This window comes from Methylobacterium sp. WL116 (genome assembly GCF_008039455.1).
Lineage (GTDB): Bacteria > Pseudomonadota > Alphaproteobacteria > Rhizobiales > Beijerinckiaceae > Methylobacterium.
On sequence record NZ_VRUV01000794.1, the window covers coordinates 1 to 1490 of the forward strand.

Here is a 1490-nt window from a genome sequence, read left to right on the forward strand (position 1 = left end):
TGGCGGTTATCGATTTTGCGCAGCTCGGTAGCAATGTCCTGCAGGCTGGTGTCGCCCTTGCGCAGCACCTGATCTGCCCCGGACAGACGGTCACGCTCGGCTGCGGTGACGTCGCGAGCGCTTAACACTACTACCGGCACCTCGGTACAGCCGGGCAAATCCCGGAGCCGGTCGAGGAACGAGAACCCGTCCATCACTGGCATGGTCAGGTCGAGCAGCACGAGGCGTGGCACGCCGTGCCGGACCTGGTCGAGCGCCTCGCAGCCGTTCCCAGCCTCGCGGACGCTCCAGCCGTTGCGCTCAAGCACCGTCCGGAGCCGGTGGCGCATATCGGCATCGTCGTCGACCACGAGCACGTCGCCGTCCGCCGCCCGGAACTGGTCAAGGATCGTCCGGAGGCGCGCCCAGTCCACCGGCTTCGGTACCGCCTCGATGGCTCCGAGCGAGGCGCTCAGCGCCGCGTCGGCAACGAAGCTGACCATGACCACGGGGATGCCTGCAGTCTCCGGGTCTGCCTTCAGGGCGGCTAGCACCGACCAGCCGTCCATCTCGGGCATCATCACGTCGAGTAGGATCGCACGTGGCTTGAGCGACTTGGCGAGGTCGAGCCCGGTGCGCCCGTCCCCCGCAGTGCGGACAGCGAAGCGTTGGCGTTCGAGGAACCGGGTCATCAGTTCGCGTTGGGACGCCTCGTCGTCGATGACCAGCACGAGGTCGCCTACCGTCATCTGGTTCTCGGGAACCGCCGGTGCCGCCGGTGCCGCCGCTACGGCCCGCTCTGGCGCCACGGCCGGGACGCGCAGGGTGAAGCTCGTTCCTTGACCCTCGACGCTGTCGACGGTGATGTCGCCACCGAGAAGCTGGGCAAAGGCGCGGCTTAGAGCCAGTCCGAGGCCGGTGCCGCCATAGTTGCGTGTGGTGCTCTCGTCGGCCTGAGTGAACCGCTCGAACAGGCGCCCAACCTGCTCCGGGCTCATACCGATGCCGGTATCCCGCACCGTGAACCGGAGCCAGTCGCCATCCACGTCGACCTCGCGGGCGGCACTCAACGTGATGGTGCCGCCCTCGGTAAACTTGGCCGCGTTCGAAAGCAGGTTGAACACGCACTGGCGCAGCTTGGTCGCGTCCGTGCGCGCCCGGCCTACGTCATCGGCCACGTCCAAGCCGAGGACGTTGCCCTTCTTGGCGACCAGCGCCTCCACCGTACCGGCGGCGTCCGTGACGAAGGCGGTGACGTCGATGTCCTCGGGATAGAGTTCCATCTTCTCGGCCTCGACCTTGGACAGGTCGAGCACGTCGTTGATCAGCCCGAGCAGGTGCTGGGCGTTCGACTTGATCTTGCCGAGATCCTTTAGGAGGCTGTCCTGGCCGAGTTCCTCCGCCTCCTCCTCCAGCATCTCCGAATAGCCGATCACCGCGGATAGCGGCGTGCGCAACTCGTGGCTCATGTTTGCCAGGAACCGGCTCTTCGCCCGGCTGTGCTCCTCGGC

General features: G+C 66.8%; 1 protein-coding gene. It reads right to left on the reverse strand.

Going from position 1 to position 1490, the window contains the following annotated elements:
• Positions 1-1448 (reverse strand): response regulator (locus tag FV223_RS27395; protein WP_348644832.1); only part of this gene is annotated, 1448 nt, incomplete at its 3' end.
• Positions 1449-1490 lie beyond the last annotated feature (42 nt).